The organism is Azohydromonas australica DSM 1124, from assembly GCF_000430725.1.
Taxonomy (GTDB): domain Bacteria; phylum Pseudomonadota; class Gammaproteobacteria; order Burkholderiales; family Burkholderiaceae_C; genus Azohydromonas; species Azohydromonas australica.
In genome coordinates, this window is sequence record NZ_AUMO01000023.1 from 86244 (window position 1) to 101867 (window position 15624).

The following is a 15624-nucleotide window of genomic DNA, read 5'->3' on the forward strand; positions in this document are numbered from 1 at the left end:
GACGAGGACCGCTTCTCCGCGCGGCTGCGCGCGGGCCGCACGCAGGACCGCAACCGGCTGGAGCGCACCTACTACGTGGAAGCGCAGCACGCGCGCGTGGACTCGCCGCTGGGCCGCAGCGAGGCGCAGTCGCTCACCGGCAATGCCGACTGGACCTGGCGCAACGTGGACAGCCGGCTGCTGCCCACGCGCGGCCAGGCCGTGATCCTGCAGACCGCCCTGGGCTACGCCCGCGCCAACCAGGCCGACAGCGGCCCCTTCGGGCGCCTGTACACGCGGCTGCTGGCCTTCCGCCCCTTCGGCGACGGCTGGAACGCGCGGCTGCGGGTGGACCTGGGGCAGGTGTTCGCGCGCACCGGCGTCGGCGTGCCGGACCCGCTGCTGTTCCGCGCCGGCGGCGAGGAGTCGGTGCGCGGCTACGCCTACCGCGGCCTGGGCCCGGTGGTCAACGGCGTGGTCACCAGCGGGCGCTCGCTGTTCACGGCCAGCGCCGAGGTGGCGCACCCGATCTCGCGCAAGCTGCCGGCGCTGTGGGGCGCCGCCTTCATCGACGCGGGCAACGCCGCGGACCGCTTCTCCGAGCTGAACCCGGCCGTGGGCGTGGGCGTGGGCCTGCACTACCGCAGCCCGGTCGGGCCGCTGCGGGTGGACCTGGCCTACGGCGTGGACGACGCGCGGTTTCGACTGCACGTGACGGCAGGGGTGAGCTTCTGAATCGGTCCTGAGCCATGGCAGTTCTGAATCCCCCCACCACGACCGCCGCCCAACCCCCGCCACCGCGGCGTCCGCACCGGCTGCGCCGCGCGTTGCTGGCGCTGGCCGTCCTGCTGCTCCTGCTGGTCCTGGCGCTCGCCTCGGTCCTGTGGTGGAGCTTGCGCACCGAGCGCGGCACCGCCTGGGCGCTGCAGCGGCTGCCGGGCGTGACAGTGACGCACCCGCGCGGCTCGCTGCTGGGCGACTTCGGCGCCGAGGCCGTCACGGTGCGCTGGGGCACCGGCGGTGAAACCCGGCTGGTGGACGTGGCTTGGACCGACCTGCGCGTGGGCCGCCTGCACCTGGGCAGCCCCTACGCGCGGCTGGCCTTCGACACGCTCAGCGTCCGCCATGCCTTCCTCACGCTGCCCGAGGCGCAGGCGTCACAGGAGCCCAAGTCGCCCCCGCCGCCGCAGATGCGGCTGCCGGTGGCGCTGGACGTGGGCGCGCTGCGCATCGGCGAATTCCACGCTGCGGCCCTGGCCGGGGAGCCGCTGCGCGACGTGCAAGCCTCGCTGCACATCGGCGAACAGGGCGGGCGCCAGCACCGCGTCGAGGATTTGTCCCTCACTCGCGGCGCACTGCGGGCAAAGGGACGGCTGCAACTCGGCGCCGACGCCCCCATGCCGCTGCAGGGCTTCTTCACGCTGGCGCAGCCCGCCCGCGGCGGCCTGCCGCCCTGGGGCGCCGCGCTGCAGTTGGGCGGCCCGCTGGAGCAGCTTTCGGCCGACGCGGCGCTGCAGGTGCGCACCGAACCGCCGCAAATGCTGCTTGCCACGGCGACGCTGGCGCCCTTCGCCGCCTTCCCGCTGACGCGACTGCAGGCACAGGTGCAGGCACTGGACCTGTCGTTGCTGGCCGCCGGCGCGCCGCGCACGGCGCTCAGCGGCCAGGCCGTGGTCCAGCCCAGCCCCCAGAACCAGCTCCAGGCCCGGGTGGGGCTGGACAACGCCGTGCCCGGCCCGTGGAACACCGCGCACGTGCCGCTGCGCGAGTTGCGGCTGGCGGCCCTGGTGGACCCGAACGACCTGGGCCGCCTGCAGCTCAACGACGTGCAGGCGCTGCTGGGCAGCGCCGACGCGCCAGCCGGGCGCGTCCTGGGCCAGGGCCGCACCGAAGGCGACGGCTGGACGCTGCAGGCCACGCTGGAAGACGTGCGCCCGGCGCGGCTGGACACACGCGCGCCGGCGATGACGCTGGGCGGGCGGCTGGACGCCACCGGCCGGGGTTTCTTCAGCACCGCGGCCCCGGCGACCGCCGCGTCGGCACCCGCGCCGGCAGCCTCCGCAGCCAGCGCCCCCGCGGCCGCGAACACCGCGCGCGCCATCGAGCTGAGCGGCAACCTGGCCGGCACGCTGGAGGCGCCGGGCGGCACGCAGCCCCTGAAGCTCCAGCTCGACGCCAGCTGGCAAGCGCAGGCAGCCGCGACGCTGGTGGAGCTGCGCCGGCTGGAAGGCAGCGCGGGCGACGCACGCCTGTCCGCCCAGGGCCGGCTGCGCCAGCCCGGCGCCGGCGCTTCCTGGCAGGTGGACAGCCGCGCCCGGGTGGACGAGCTGGATCTGCGCCCCTGGCTGCCCACCACCCTGGACAGCCCGCTGCGCCACCGCCCCAGCCGGCTTGCCGCGCGCATCGAAGCCGCGCTGACGCTGCCCGGCGCCGGCCCTTCGGGCGACCTGCTTGCCTGGCTAGCCGCGCTGCAGGGACGGGCCACGGCAAGCGTGCCGCCCAGCCAGCTCGCCGAGCTGCCGCTGCAGGGCGAAACCACCCTGCGCGGTACGCCGTCGGGGCTGCAGGTGACGCTGAACGCGGACGTTGCCGGCAACACCGCCCGCGCCCAGGGCCTGCTCGGCCGCAACCCGGGCGCGGACCACTGGCAGGCCACGCTGGACGCGCCGGCGTTGCAGCGCTTGGCGCCGCTGGCCGAGCTGCTGCCGGCACCCACGCCGGCCAAGGCTTCAGGCCAGGGCCGGGCGGCGTCCCAAGGCAGCCCGCGCACGGCCGCCGCGCCCGCCCGTACCCTGACGACGGCCGGCGCGCTGCGCGCCGAGCTCTCCGTGGACGGCCGCTGGCCCGCGCTGCGCACCCAGGGCCAAGCCAGCGCTGACAACGTGGCCCTGCCCACCCTGCGCCTGGGCAGCGCCCAGGCGCGCTGGCGCCTCGCGACCTCGGGCGATGCGCCGCTGGACCTGAACCTTCAATTGGCCGACCTCGCGCTGGCCGCCAGTGGGCAGTGGCAGCGCGTGCCGGCGCTGAGCCTGCGCGTGGACGGCAGCACCCGGGCGCATCGCGCCACGCTGCAAGGCGAGGTGGCGGCACAGCCGCCGCAGTGGACCGACCTGCTGCAGCCGCCGCCCGGCGCCGCCGGCGCGCGCACCCGCTTCACGCTGGAGGCCCAAGGCGCACTGCTGCACAGCGGCAGCGGCACGCTGCCCGCGACGCTGCAGGGCTGGCAAGGCCGGCTGCTGCGGCTGGACGTGCGCCGCGCCGGCGCCCGCGACGCGCTGCTGGAAATGGAGGACGTGAGACTGGAATTCCGCCTCAGCAGCGGCAACCAGCCCGCGCGGCTGGCCCTGCAGCCGGGCCGGGCCCGGGTACTGGGCGCCGGGTTGCAATGGGGCCCCGTGCGCTGGCAGGCGGGCGTCAACGGCGCGCCGGCGCAGATCGACGCCGCCGCGACGCTGGAGCCGCTGAGCGTGGCGCCGCTGCTGGCACGGCTGCAGCCCGACCTGGGCTGGCAGGGCGACCTGGAGATCGAAGGCCGCGCCGTCGTGCGCACGGCGCCGGCGCTGCAGGTGGACGTGCAGGTGCAGCGCCACCGCGGCGACTTGAGCTTGGCCGCGGGCAGCGCCCGTCGCCCCATGGGCCTGAGCGAGCTGAGCCTGCTGGTGCGCGCGCAGGGCCACACCTGGAACGCCGCCGCGGCGGTGGCCGGGCAGCAGATCGGCGTGCTCTCCGCCGGCGCCAGCGCCCAGACCGCGTCCGGCCAGCTCTGGCCCGGCGCCGACACACCGCTGCAGGGCAACGTGCAACTGCGCGTGGCGGACCTGGGCGTGTGGGACCCCTGGCTGCCCGTGGGCTGGCGCCTGGGCGGCAACCTGGAAGCGCGCGGCCGCGTCACGGGCAGCGTCGGCGCCCCCGTGTTCAGCGGGCGGCTGGAGGGCAACCAGCTGGCAGTGGCCAACTTCGTCGAAGGGGTGCGCGTGCGCGACGGCGTGCTGCGCGTGGCGCTGGAGGGGGAGCAGCTGCGCATCGAGCGCTTCATCGCCTACGCCGGCGACGGCAGCGTGCGGCTCGAAGGCGGCGCGCGGCTGGGCGCGGAGCCGGCCGTGGACGTGGCGGTGGTGGCGGACCACTTCCGAGCGCTGGGCCGCGTGGACCGGCGCATCGAGCTCAGCGGCCGGGCGCAGGCCCGGTTGCAGGAGCGCACGCTGTCGGTGCGCGGCGGCTTCAAGGTGGACGAGGGCCTGATCGACCTGGGCCAGAGTTCGGCACCGGCGCTGTCGGAGGACGTGGTGGTGGTGGACGACCCCACGTTAAGGGCTGCCAAGGGCACGGAGCAGCCGCAGGCGCCCCTGCGCATGAACCTGGACCTGCGCGTGGATCTGGGCAGCGACCTGCGCGTGCGCGGCAAGGGCATCAACACGCTGCTGGCGGGCGAGCTGCGCGTCACCGCGCCGCAGGACCAGATCGCGGTCACCGGCACGGTGCGCACGGTGGAAGGCGTATTCGAGGCCTACGGCACCAAGCTCGACATCACGCGCGGGCTCATCACCTTCACCGGCCCGGTGGCCAACCCGAGGCTGGACATCGAGGCCATGCGCACCGACCTGGAAGAGGTGAAGGTGGGCGTGGGCATCACCGGCTCGGCGCAGAACCCGCGCGTGGCGCTGGTGTCCACGCCGGAGCTGTCGGACATCGACAAGCTGTCCTGGCTCACTTTGGGCAAGGCCTCGACCGACCTCGCCGGCGACCAGACCGCGCTGCTGCAGCGCGCGGCGCTGGCGCTGCTGGCGGGCAACAAGGGCAGCAGCGGCCCCGGCCTGGCGCAGCGCCTGGGGTTGGACGCGCTGTCCTTCTCGCGCGGCGCCTCGGGCGGCCTGTCCGACGCGGTGGTGGGCTTCGGTAAGCAGCTTTCGGAGCGCTTCTACGTCGGCTACCGCCAGAGCCTGGATGCCACCGGCGGTGGCTTCGACCTGGTCTACAAGATCGCCCAGCACTTCACGCTGCGGCTGCTGACGGGCGAAACCACCGGGGTGGACCTGGTGTGGACGTGGCGGTGGGATTGATGAGAGCTCAACGTCAATTTGCACTCGGCTCCACCGTTTCAGCCACCGTGCCAAGCGCAACACAGCTTGCTGCAACGCTACCAGCACGGCCGCTATGGCCACCGCCGTCATGAACAGCACCAAGCGCTCAACGCCGTGGAGACGGCCGGCGGATGTATGAGCCTGAAGGACACCCTGGTCACGATCACCAGCAGCATCGACAGACCCACGGACAGGTAGCGCGGGCGAGCCTCGGCCTGATGACGGCGTGCACTTTTCAGGCGCGGGCGCCGGCGTGCTTGGACATTGCCATGGGCAGGCGTACCGTGAAGCACGAACCGGCGCCCAGCCCGTCGCTGTGCGCCGTCACGGCGCCCCCATGCATTTCCACCAGCTGCCTCACAAGCGCCAGGCCGATACCCAGGCCTGACCGGGTTGAGCGCTGCTCGCTTCCAATCTGCCAGAACATCTCGAAGACCTGGCCGACCTTGGACGCCTCCATGCCGGAACCGTTGTCAATGACGCAGGCTTTCCACGTGGGGCCTTCGCGTGAAGCCTCGATGCGAACCGCTCCACCGTCCTGCGTGTATTTGGAGGCGTTGTCCAGCAGGTTGTTGAACACCTGTGCGAGACGCAGTGGGTCACCCTGGATGCGCAGCGGCTGGTCGGGCAGCAGTACGCTCAACTGCTGGTGCTTGCGCGCATAGCTCTCGGCCACGCTTTCAACGGCGGTGCGTATGGGGTCTCGCAGGTCGATTGCCTGGAGGTCCAATGCCACCTTGCCCTGGCCGATCCGGCTGATTTCGAGCAGATCCTGGATCAGCCGCTCGATGTTGCGCAGCTGCCTGTGCGCGATGCCGATCAAACGAACGCCGTCCTCGCTCAGGCTTTCCCTCTTCTGCAGGAAGCCCAGCGCGTTCTTGACCGGAGAGATCGGGTTGCGCAGCTCGTGCGCCAGGATGGCAATGAACTCGTCCTTGCGGTGGTCGGCCTCTTCCAGCTGCCGCATGGCGCAGTTGAGCCTGTCCGCAATCGCATCGACCTCAAGCAGGCCGGATGGTGCGAGCTCTGTCGCGGCGGCCTGCTCCCTGTGGGCCAGCCGTCCGAGTTTGGCAATCGGCCGAGTGATCGAGCGGCTGACGGCCCAGGCGATGCCCATGGCCGCCGCGAGCATTGCCACGCTGGCCAAGCTCAATGCGATCAGCGAGCGGTTCAGGTCATTGCTGAGCTCGCGCAGAGGACGGCCGATCACGACGGACCAGCCCGTGTCCGGCGCGCGGCTGAAGGAAAACGCGTTGGTCGTGCCGCTGGAGACCGCCAGTTGCAGCAAGCCCTCATTGCCGTCCATGCGCAGGGGCTCGGCCGGCGTCAGAACGGCCATGTCCGGATCGTCGCGGTCGTGCACGCTGGCGATGATGGCCCCCTTCGAATCTACCAACAGAACGGCCCAGTCCGGCGGCGGGCGCTGCAGTTCGAGAACGGTCTTGAACGTGTCGAACCTGGGGGTCAACGCCAAGTTGTACTCAACCCTGCCGCCACAGGTGACCGGGACTTCGAAGCTGACCAAGCGCCCTCTGAAGCTGCCCTCATAGACGTCGGAGACCGCAGGCTGCCCGGTGGCGAAGGTGCGCTCAACGAGCTCGCGGTTCCTGCGCCGCGGCAGCGGCTCACCCGGGGGCTGGTAGAGGTTGATGAGCTGCTGTCCGTCGCGCCGCGACAGCAGCGCGTTGGTGCCCGGATACTGCTGGTTGACGAAGGTCTGCAGCTGGTCCCGAAAATCCTTCAGATCGCCCGCGCATAGGCGCCTGGACAGCGCCAGCGCGCTGAGCCCGCCCAGGGCACGCTGCACCTCCCGCTCCACGCTCAAGACCATGCTGCGCGCCAGGGACACCGTGGCGGTCTGCAAGCGTTCGCGCTCGGCCCGATAGCCGAGCCATGCGTTGCCCACGGCCAGCAGCAGCATCGGCACGATCGAACCGGCCACCAGCAGCAGCAGTCTCGTGCGAAGCGGTCGGGGCTTGGACATCGGGGTGGAGCTGGAACGTCAACGAGACGGTGGGAATCGCGCGCACCAAGATCAGCGTCAGCTCGGCTTCCATCAGCGGCACGCCGTGATTACTGCGTGCACCCGGCGCCGAACATGTGTTTCGTGGACCACGATAAGCTCGCGCAGCAACGGGCATACCGCAGCCGGGCGCAGGGCTTGCCCTTAAACAGCGCCATGAATGCCATACACCAGCCATGGCGTGCGGCTGCGGGTCGGTTCATGATGCGTCCCTCGTCATGGTTGCATGCACGGCTGCTGCACAGGTGCTGGTCGAGTCCGCAGGCGCATCCCGCACCAGGACAGTGCCCGCGACCCCCGCGCTGCGGTTTGAAGGCCTGCAGGCTCCTGCCAAGCGGCAGGGTGACGACGACGGATGCACCGCATGAACGATTCTTGGCGTGATTTCGCCCGGCGCGTGCTGGTCGCAGCGGCCATCGCAGTCTTTGTCGTTGTGCTCACCTTGCTGGCGTGGCAGGCGGTCCGCGTGCTGCTTTTGGTTTTCGCAGGTGTGCTGCTTGCCATTTTCCTGCACGGGCTGGCCCAGGGGCTGAGCCGCTACACCGGGCTGGGAGAAGGATGGGCGCTGGCCGCCGTGACGCTGGGCCTGGCAGCGCTGGCGGGCGCAGGCGCATGGCTGATTGCGCCGGACGTTGGCGACCAAATCGACCAGCTGCGCCAGCAGTTGCCCCAGGCTGCCGAGCGCCTCACGCAGCAACTCAAGCGCTGGGAATGGGGACGCCAGATCCTGCAACAGGCCCGGGATGCGGACCAACTGCTGGGCGACAAGGACGACGTGCTGGCGCGTGCCACGGGCGTGTTTTCGGGCACGCTGGGAGCGATGGCGAACCTCTTCATCGTCCTGATCATCGGACTCTATCTGGCCGCCGAGCCGCGGCTCTACACCGAGGGCCTGGTACAGCTCACACCCCCGCGCTGGCGGCAAAAGACCGGCGATCTACTGGGTGATCTGGCGCACACGCTGCGCTGGTGGCTGATCGGCAAACTGGGCTCCATGACCGTGGTCGGCGTGCTCACGGCGGTTGGCCTGTGGCTGCTGGACGTCCCGCTGGCACTGACACTGGGGTTGCTGGCCGCGCTGCTGACTTTCATCCCCAACATCGGTCCGATCCTGTCAGTGGTGCCGGCCTTGCTGCTGGCGCTGCTGCAAGGACCACAACACGCGCTGTATGTCGCCCTGCTCTACCTGGGCATCCAAATCGTGGAGAGCTATTTCCTGACGCCCATGCTGCAGCGGCGCACGGTGTCGTTGCCGCCCGCGCTCACCATTACCGCGCAGGTGACCATGGGCGTCTGGGTCGGCGGCATCGGCCTGGTGCTGGCCACGCCGCTCACGGCCGCGTTGCTGGTGCTGGTACGGCAGCTGTATGTCGGCACCATCCTGCAGGCCTCGTCCGGAGCCGGCAGCGACGTTGCTGGCGGATCGTGACCCGGATGGCGTTGGCGTAGCGGCGCCACCATTCAAAGCTGCGAGCTCAACAGTGACGCCGCAAAGTCGAGCGCCTTTTCGCTGAGCGGACGCCCCCGCCACTGCTGCAGCGTGACCGCGCGGCAGTGCCGCAGGTCCTGCTTGAACACTTCCAGCTGGCGGTGCGCGAAGGCTGCGTCGTGGACGTTCATGTTGGCCTCGTCGTTGATGCTGAAGGAACGCGTGTCGAAATTGGCGGAGCCCACCGAGGACCACAGCTCGTCCACGACCAGCAGCTTGACGTGGATCATCGTCGGCACGTATTCGCAGATTTCCACGCCCGCAGCCAGCAGCGGGCCCCAGGTGGCGCGCGAAGCCCAGCGCACCAGCGGCAGGTCGATGTGCGCGCCGGGCACGATGACCTGCACCCGCACGCCGCGGCGGCGCGCCGCCACCAGCGACTGCACCGCGACCTCGTCGGGCAGGAAATAGGGCGAGGACAGCCGAATGGAGCGCGCCGCGGCGGTGATGGACATCAGCATCAGCAACTGCATGTCCTCGCGCCCCCCACCGGGGGCGCTGGTGAACACCTGCGCCTGGGCCTGGCCGGCGGGCTGCAGCGCGGGGAAGTAGGCGTCGCCATGCAGCATGCGGCCGGTGGCCTGCAGCCAGTTGTCGATGAACGCGGACTGCAGCTGCGCCACCACCGGCCCTTGCACCCGGTACTGGTTGTCGCGCCAGTGCTGCGCGTCCTGCGCGTCGCCGCGCCACTCGTTGCCGATGCCCGCACCGCCGATGAAGCCCACGCGGCCGTCCACCACCAGCAGCTTGCGGTGCGTGCGGTGGTTGAGATAGTCCAGGCTGTACCAGTGCGGCGAGTTGTAGCGCCGGATCTCGACGCCGGCCTCGCGCATGCGCTGCACGTGCGCGTCGTCGAGGCGCCCGCCGATCCAGTCCAGCAGCACGTGCACGCGCACGCCGCTGGCCGCGCGCTCCGACAGCGCCGCGGAGAACTCCTGCCCGATGCTGCCCGACCAGTAGATGTAGCTCTCGAAGGTGACGGAGTGACGCGCCGCGCGTATGGACTCCAGCATGGCCGGAAAGAACTCGGCGCCGTTGACCAGCGTCTCGATCCGGTTGCCGCCCAGCAGCCCGGGGCCCAGCACCGAGCCCATGGTGCGCAGGAAGGCCGCGTCGCCCACGCCGTGCAGCCGCTCTAGCCGGTCGTCCACCTGCTTGTCGCCCAGGCTCAGGTTGAGCACCAGCAGCGTCAGGATGAAGCTGGCCAGCGCCGTTAGCGCCACGGTGCGCAGGCGCTGGGCTGTCGTCACTTCACCGCGCGCTGCCGGCTGCATCCGGCGTCGTCAACGCCAGCGGCGGCGTGTCCGCCGTGGGCAGCATCGCGAAGGACTTGCCCACGTGGCGCCTGGTACCGAGCAGCAGCCCGGAGGCCGGTATCCAGGCTTCCTGGCGTGGCCGCCCATCCCACCAGCCCCACACATCGTGCGCGCCGCCCAGCGCCACGCGCACGCGCTGACCTTCGACGGCCCGGACCTCGCCGATCACCGCCCCCAGCGCGTTGAGTAGCGCTACGCCCCGGTAGGCGGAGGGCTCCAGCGCGGCGGCGGCGCGCTGGGCCGTCTCCGCGCCCTGTCCGTCCGGTGCCATGCTGCCGTGGGTGGCCTGCGCCAGCACGCGCGCGGCCTCCTCGGCGTGGCCGTTCTGCAGCGCGCGCCGCGCCTGGCGCACGGCGTCGGACCAAGCCTCGGCCTGCGGCCCGGCCCAGGCCACGCGCAGCACCTCCGAGGCCCGCAAGGCGTCATCGAGCGCCGCGGTGGCCCGCTCGCGGAGGCCGGACTGCAGCTGCGCCTGCGCCAGTTGCATGCTCACCGCCAAGCCGTGGTCCACCACGGCTTGGCGCTGCGCCGCCTCGCCGGCGCCAGGCCGCGGCTGCAGGATCACCCAGGCCACCACGTCCATGCCGCGCTGCTCGCGCAACACGGTCAGCCAGGCCGGCAAGGCCATGGCCGCCAAGCCCAGCGCCGCGAAGGTCGCCACCAGCGCCGCCTTGCGCCGCGGCTGCTGGACCGGCTGAACCCCTTCGGCGCTGCCCATGCCGTGCTTCCAGCCCACCTTGACCATCAGCCAGTTCACGGGGAACGTGAAGACGTAGCCCACGAGCAGCCCCAGCATGCCGAAGCCCCAGAAGGCCGCGGTGGTCGGCTTGGGCTGCATGCCCACCACGGCCGGCGTCACCCAGGTCATCACCGCGCCCATGCCACCCATGACGGTGAGCATGGAGAAGAACTCGGCGCGAAAGGCCATCGCCAGCGCTCGCGCGGTGCTGTCGGTCATCATCTTCATGCTCTTGAGCTGGAAGATGAACCAGCCGAAGGCAAAACCCACCGCGTACTCGAACCAGAACTCCTGCCAGAAGCTCATCTCCAACACGCGCGCGATCACCATCGCGGTCATGATGCCCAGCCCGTCACCGGCGATGCAGTGGATCACCGCGCCGTTGACCCGGCGCAGCATCGACTGCTCGTAGGCGTCGTGCAGGCGCTTCTTCTCCTCGGCGCCGCGGGCGCGCGCGACACCTGGCGCGCGCGCCGTGGCGAAATACAGCGCCAGCCCCAGCACCGAGAAAAACAGCACCACGATGGGCCAGGCCCACTGGATGGCCGTCTTCAGCGGCGTGTTGACCCGGCGCAGGTCCCATATCACCCAGGCCGCCGCCAGGGCGCCGAACAGGTACCACGGTACGACGAAGCCGGGTTCGGCCAGGAAGCTCAGTGCGTTGAAGCTCATTTCCTTCTCCCTTGCGGCCCCGCGCTTCGGCTGACGCTACTTCAAGCTCTGCAGATAGGCCGTCAGCGCGCGCAGTTCGGGGCCGCTGAACTGGCGAAAGCTGGGCATCTGCGTCCCGGGCTTGAGCGACTGGGCGTCGGTGACCCACGCCTCCAGGTTGGCCACCGTGTTGGGCAGCGAGCCGCCGGCGATGCGCGCGCGGCTGCCCACGTGCGTGAGCTCGGGGCCGATCTGGCCGTGGGCCGGCGTGCCGCGCACGGTGTGGCACAGCGCGCAGGCGGCGTTCTCGAAGACCCGCCGCCCGGCTTCGATCTGGGCATTGGCCGGCGGCGGCGCCGACTCGCGCTGGCGGTTGAGCCAGGCCACGAACTGTTGGGCAGGCTCGGCCACGATCTGCAGCCGCATGTGCGCGTGCTGCACGCCGCAGTACTCGGCGCACTCGCCCTCGTACACGCCGGGCTGGTCGGCCTGGATGCGCACGCGGTTGACATGCCCGGGCACCAGGTCCACCTTGCCGTGCAGCTTGGGCACCCAGAAGGAATGGATGACGTCGTGCGACTCCACTGCGATCTCGATCGGGCGCCCGACCGGGATGTGGATCTCGCTGGGTGCGTGCACCATCAGCTCGGCCCGCTCGCCCAGCGGGCGCAGCGCCTGCGCGCGGTCCAGGTCGCCGCCGGTGGTGCCGCAGATCGAGCCGCCGGGCAGGTACTGCGCATCGAACCACCACTGGTGACCGACGATGCGGATGTCGGGCTCGTCCATCTTCTCGTGCGCCATCGGGTAGCTGGCCAGCGTCTGCAGCGTGCCCACGAACAGCGCCGTGAGCACCACCACCGGGAAGGCCACACCGCCCCACAGGATCCAGCGCTGGCCGCCGCCGGCCTCGGCCGGCGCGTGCTCGTCGAAGCTGCCGCGCCGGCGCAGCGCCACCCAGAACAGCAGCGCCCACACGCCGATCGACACGGCCAGCAGCCCCACCAGCGCCGGCCAGCCCAGCGCGGCCAGGCCGCGCGCGCCGGGGCCGCCGGAGTGCATGTAGTCCTGCGGCCCGCTGCAGCCCGCCATCAGCAGCGGCCAGCAGGCCAGCAGCGTCGCCGTGCGCGGGCATCTCATTGCGGCGCCTCCGGCTCGTGGTCGGTGCCCATGGAGTCGATGTAGGCCACCAGGCGCCAGATCTGTTCCTGGTTGAGCTTGGTGCCCCAAGCCGGCATGCCGTTGGCGCGGCCCTCGGCGATGGAGTCGAAGATGTCCATGTCCTTGCCGCCGTACATCCACACCACGTCGCGCAGGCTGGGCCCCATGCCACCGCCGCCGCGCCCGCCGTGGCAGCCTGAGCAGTTGAAGCGCACGAAGAGCTGGCGTCCGTCGCGCAGCGCCTGCGGGTCGTGTCCCAGCGGGTTCGTGCCTTGCGGCGGTCCGTCACCGGGGCCGGGCAGCGGGCCCACGGGGCGGAACACGGCCGGCAGCGCACTGCTGGTGCGCTGCGCGCCGCTGTCCACGCCCCACTTGCTGTCGCAACCGGCCAGCGCCCACACGCCGGCCAAGGCCAGGGTCGTCCAAAGCGCGCGCTTCATGGTGCCTCCTGTTGCGCCAGTGACTGCGGGGCGGACGGCAGCGGCAGCATCGGCACGCCGTAGCGCGACAGCACCGCCTCGATGCGCGGCTGCTGCCGATCCAGGGCCTGCTGCACCCGCTCGCGCCAAGCCAGGTCGCCGCGGCGCACCCCCATGGCGATGTCGAAGTACATGGGCGTGCCCCCGGCGTCGCGCTGCGGCGCCACCGGCGTGACCTGCAGCGCCACCGGCTCACGCTGCGCGAAGTAGCCCGCCAGCGGCCCCCAGGCCAGGCCCACGTCCACCTCGCCGTTGGCCACGGCGTCGATGAGCCGGCGCGGTGGGTCGGGCTCGGCATAGTTGCCGTAGATCGAGTAGCCGTACACGTTGCCCACGATGTGCCGCGCCACCAGCGCCTGCACCGGCGGCACGCTGCTGTAGTCGTCGCCTACCACGTGCGCGCCAATGCGCAGCTCGCGCAGCCGCGGGTCGTCGAAGGACTGGAGCCCCGGCACGTCGCCGCCACGGGTGACGAAGACGTAGGTCGAGCGGTAGTACGGCCGCGTGGTGGCCGTGAGCTCGTAGCGCGCGGGCACGCCGATCACGAGGTCGCAGCGTCCGGCGCCCAGCGTGTTGCGGACGAAGCCCCGGCGCTGCGGCCACCAGGCGTAGCTCAGGCGCGCGCCCAGGTCCTCGGCGATGAGCCGCGCGATCGCGTTCTCGAAACCTTCCCCGCGCTCGTTGGAGAACGGCAGGTTGTTCGGATCGGCGCACACGCGCAGCTCCGGCACGGCCGTCTCATCGTCGGCACGCTGCGGCGCCGTGTTGTGCGCACAACCGGCCAACGCCAGGGCCGCCGCCAGGGCGCCAGCCGCGGCCAGCGCGCGCCGTCCGGAGTCAGAGGCCGAACACATACAGCACGTTCCCCGGGTTGGTGGCCTTGGGCAGGTCCTTCATCGCCCCGAAGGCGCCCAGCGCGCCATAGGGGTCCTTCTCCGGCGTGCGGCCCGAGAGCGCCGCCGCGCCCATCCAGCCGCCCACGCCCGAGTACACGGCCACGTACTGCTTGCCGTCGGGGCCGGCGAAGGTCATGGGGTTGCCCACGATGCCCGAAGCCAGCTTGACCTTCCACAGCTCGCGCCCGTCGCGGTCGTCCACGGCCTTGAACCAGCCGTCCATCGTCCCGTAGAACACCACGCCGCCGGCGGTGGAGAGCACGCCGCTGTAGAGCGGGAAGGAGTGCTCGCGGATGCTCCAGGTCGGCTTGTGCGCCTGCAAGTCCCAGGCGATGAGCTCGCCCTGGTAGCCGCCCGGGCCGGGGTACATCTTCACGTCGGCGCCCAGGTACGGCGTGCCGGCGATGTAGTTGGCCTCGACGCCCTCGTAGTCCATGCAGGTGTTGTGCGCCGGGATGTAGAGCAGCCCCGTGCGCGGGGAGAAGGACGAAGGCACGAACTCCTTGGCGCCGGTGGAGGACGGGCAGATGTCCTTGGTCACGGTGCCCTGGTGCGTGCGCTTGCTCGGGTCCTCGTCGGGCTTGCCGGTCTTGAGGTCGTAGCCATGCGCCCAGTTGGTGGGCTCGAACTTGTCCGCCGCCAGCAGCTCGCCCGTGCCGCGGTCGTGCACGTAGATGAAGCCGGCGCGCCCGGGGTGGATGAGCAGCTTGCGCATCTGCCCGTTCAAGGGCAGGTCGATCAGGATGTTCTCCATGATCTCGTCGTAGTCCCAGGCGTCGTGGGCCGAGAACTGATAGGCCCACTTGGCCATGCCGGTGTCGGCGTCGCGCGCGAACAGCGTGGTGGACCACTTGTTGTCGCCCGGGCGCATGTCGGCGTTCCACACGCCGGGGTTGCCGGTGCCGTAGTAGATGAGGTTGGTCTCGGGGTCGTAGGAGATCCAGCCCCACACGGTGGAGCCGCCGAGCTTCCACTGCTCGGGCGGCCAGGTCTTGACGCCCAGGTCCTGGCCCTGATCCTTGGCGTAGAAGGGCTTGAAGTCCGTGCCGATCTTGACGTCCTTGTCGGGGCCGGTGTTGTAGGCGCGCCAGACCTCCTTGCCGGTCTTGACGTCCAGCGCCAGCACCCAGCCGCGCACGCCGAGCTCGCCGCCGGAGTTGCCGACAATGACCTTGTCCTTCACGGCCAGCGGCGCCATGGTCACCGTCTCGCCCACGTCGATGTTGCCGACCTTGGTGTTCCACACCTCCTTGCCGGTCTTGGCGTCCACCGCCACGGTATGGGCGTCGAGGGTGTTGTAGATGATCTTGCCGTCCACGTAGGAGGCGCCGCGGTTGACCACGTCGCAGCAGGCGATGCCCTGGGCGCGCGGGTCGGGATGGGGCTTGTAGGTCCACTTCACCGGGTAGCCCGGCTGCGTGAGGTCGATGGCCAGCAGGTGGTTGGGAAACGGCGTGACGACGTAGAGCGTGTTGTCCACCATCAACGGCCCGCCCTCGTGGCCGTGCGGGATGCCGGTGCTCAGCGTCGAAACGATCTTGAGGTTGGCGACATTGCCGGCGTTGATGGCGTTGAGCGGGCTGTAGCGCGTGTTGGCCAGGTCGCCGTTGGGCAGCTTCCATTCGCGCTCGGGCAAGGGCGAGATCAGCCGCGAGGGCGGCACCTGGCGCTGGGCGTCCTGCGGCGGGATGCGCGTGGTGCCCGGCGGCGGTGTCGGACGCTCATCGGCCCGCGCCGCGGGCGCCAGCGGCAGGGTCAGTGCCAACAGCAGCGTGGCGACGCTTTGCAGGGGCCGGCCGTTTTGAAGGTTCAT

Annotated in this window: 11 protein-coding genes; 4 read left to right on the forward strand and 7 right to left on the reverse strand. The window is 71.2% G+C overall.

The genetic code is table 11. From position 1 onward, the window contains the following. The 3 genes from H537_RS0102035 to H537_RS52235 form a co-directional block, all read left to right on the forward strand. Positions 1-714, forward strand: a 714-nt coding sequence (locus H537_RS0102035) for an autotransporter assembly complex protein TamA (protein WP_211234955.1), incomplete at its 5' end; no start/stop codon positions are given. A 14-nt stretch (positions 715-728) separates the two neighbouring features. Then, positions 729-5039, forward strand: coding sequence for a translocation/assembly module TamB domain-containing protein (locus tag H537_RS0102040; RefSeq protein WP_156901312.1), 4311 nt, complete (start codon positions 729-731; stop codon positions 5037-5039). A 66-nt stretch (positions 5040-5105) separates the two neighbouring features. Continuing rightward, on the forward strand, positions 5106-5258 hold the full coding sequence (locus tag H537_RS52235; RefSeq protein ID WP_156901314.1) for a hypothetical protein: 153 nt from the start codon (positions 5106-5108) through the stop codon (positions 5256-5258). Between the two features lie 37 nt (positions 5259-5295). Here the strand turns inward: H537_RS52235 and H537_RS0102050 are convergent, their stop codons facing one another. Further along, positions 5296-7002, reverse strand: a complete 1707-nt coding sequence (locus H537_RS0102050) for a sensor histidine kinase (RefSeq protein WP_169516937.1) — start codon at positions 7000-7002, stop codon at positions 5296-5298. A 445-nt stretch (positions 7003-7447) separates the two neighbouring features. Here H537_RS0102050 and H537_RS0102055 point away from each other — a divergent pair, with 445 nt between their 5' ends. After that, complete coding sequence (locus tag H537_RS0102055; protein WP_169516938.1) at positions 7448-8512, forward strand: AI-2E family transporter; 1065 nt, start codon at positions 7448-7450, stop codon at positions 8510-8512. A gap of 32 nt (positions 8513-8544) precedes the next feature. On the opposite strand, the gene H537_RS0102060 is transcribed toward H537_RS0102055, so the two are convergent. Genes H537_RS0102060 through H537_RS0102085 form a run of 6 tightly spaced genes read right to left on the reverse strand, consistent with a single transcriptional unit; the run spans position 8545 to position 15624 of the window. Beyond that, positions 8545-9822, reverse strand: coding sequence for a phospholipase D-like domain-containing protein (locus H537_RS0102060; RefSeq protein WP_238446581.1), 1278 nt, complete (start codon positions 9820-9822; stop codon positions 8545-8547). Between the two features lies 1 nt (position 9823). Then, positions 9824-11299, reverse strand: coding sequence for a DUF4396 domain-containing protein (locus tag H537_RS50285; protein ID WP_064735884.1), 1476 nt, complete (start codon positions 11297-11299; stop codon positions 9824-9826). A gap of 36 nt (positions 11300-11335) precedes the next feature. Further along, the gene (locus tag H537_RS0102070) at positions 11336-12415 is read right to left on the reverse strand and encodes a cytochrome c oxidase subunit II (RefSeq protein ID WP_028996583.1); all 1080 of its coding nucleotides are present in this window, start codon (positions 12413-12415) and stop codon (positions 11336-11338) included. After that, positions 12412-12876: a c-type cytochrome gene (locus H537_RS40585; protein WP_051241579.1), complete on the reverse strand. Its 465-nt coding sequence runs from the start codon at positions 12874-12876 to the stop codon at positions 12412-12414. The genes H537_RS0102070 and H537_RS40585 overlap by 4 nt, the downstream gene beginning before the upstream one ends. After that, positions 12873-13769, reverse strand: a complete 897-nt coding sequence (locus H537_RS40590; RefSeq protein WP_084150307.1) for a substrate-binding domain-containing protein — start codon at positions 13767-13769, stop codon at positions 12873-12875. The genes H537_RS40585 and H537_RS40590 overlap by 4 nt, the downstream gene beginning before the upstream one ends. Next, on the reverse strand, positions 13753-15624 hold the full coding sequence (locus H537_RS0102085) for a PQQ-dependent dehydrogenase, methanol/ethanol family (RefSeq protein WP_084150342.1): 1872 nt from the start codon (positions 15622-15624) through the stop codon (positions 13753-13755). The genes H537_RS40590 and H537_RS0102085 overlap by 17 nt, the downstream gene beginning before the upstream one ends.

Excerpts from the sequence above, each read along its gene's own strand:
- H537_RS0102040 (WP_156901312.1), top strand. The coding sequence starts at position 729 with ATGGCAGTTCTGAATCCCCCCACCACGACCGCCGCCCAACCCCCGCCA.
- H537_RS0102055 (WP_169516938.1), top strand. The coding sequence starts at position 7,448 with ATGAACGATTCTTGGCGTGATTTCGCCCGGCGCGTGCTGGTCGCAGCG.
- H537_RS50285 (WP_064735884.1), bottom strand. The coding sequence starts at position 11,299 with ATGAGCTTCAACGCACTGAGCTTCCTGGCCGAACCCGGCTTCGTCGTA.
- H537_RS0102070 (WP_028996583.1), bottom strand. The coding sequence starts at position 12,415 with ATGAGATGCCCGCGCACGGCGACGCTGCTGGCCTGCTGGCCGCTGCTG.
- H537_RS40585 (WP_051241579.1), bottom strand. The coding sequence starts at position 12,876 with ATGAAGCGCGCGCTTTGGACGACCCTGGCCTTGGCCGGCGTGTGGGCG.
- H537_RS40590 (WP_084150307.1), bottom strand. The coding sequence starts at position 13,769 with ATGTGTTCGGCCTCTGACTCCGGACGGCGCGCGCTGGCCGCGGCTGGC.
- H537_RS0102085 (WP_084150342.1), bottom strand. The coding sequence starts at position 15,624 with ATGAACCTTCAAAACGGCCGGCCCCTGCAAAGCGTCGCCACGCTGCTG.